Origin of the sequence: Mesorhizobium sp. M7A.F.Ca.CA.004.04.2.1 (genome assembly GCF_004022825.1) — a bacterium.
Lineage (GTDB): Bacteria > Pseudomonadota > Alphaproteobacteria > Rhizobiales > Rhizobiaceae > Mesorhizobium.
In genome coordinates, this window is sequence record NZ_RZPH01001675.1 from 1 (window position 1) to 611 (window position 611).

The window sequence follows — 611 nt, forward strand, 5'->3', positions numbered from 1 at the left end:
TCACCGCACTTGCCTATGCGGATGACGGCACGTTGTGGCTGGCCAATGGCTCGGCCGAGCACGCGCCGTCGCAATGGGCCGCCGATCTGATGAAGAAGGGTGCCTCCGGTTCGCTGTGGAAGCGAGACGCCGCGGGCGGTGATTTCCGCAAAGTCGCCGGCGAGATTGCCTTTCCCTATGGCCTGCATCCAGTCGGCAGCGATGTGCTAGTCAGCGAAAGCTGGCGTCATCAGTTGGTGCGTTTCGATGGCGCGACGGGCAGCCGCTCGACGGTTCTGACGCATCTGCCCGGCTATCCCGCGCGGCTGTCACCTTCCGCCGATGGTGGGGCGTGGCTGACCCTGTTTGCGCCGCGCAACCGGCTGATCGAATTCGTGCTACAGGAAACGCATTACCGTCAGGACATGCTGAGCCAGGTGCCGCCTGCCTACTGGATCGCGCCAGCGCTGGCCTCCAGCCGCAGCTTCCTCGAGCCGCTGCAATGCGGCGGCATCCGCACCATGGGCATCCACAAGCCGTGGTCGCCGAGCCGCTCCTACGGGCTGGTGGTCAGGCTTGACCAGAAGATGCAGCCGCAATTCAGCCTGCACAGCCGCGCCAATGGCACGCGC

At 65.5% G+C, this 611-nt stretch carries 1 pseudogene; it reads left to right on the forward strand.

Annotated elements, in window-relative coordinates:
• Positions 1-611, forward strand: a pseudogene (locus EN893_RS36915) (hypothetical protein); the annotation flags it as partial.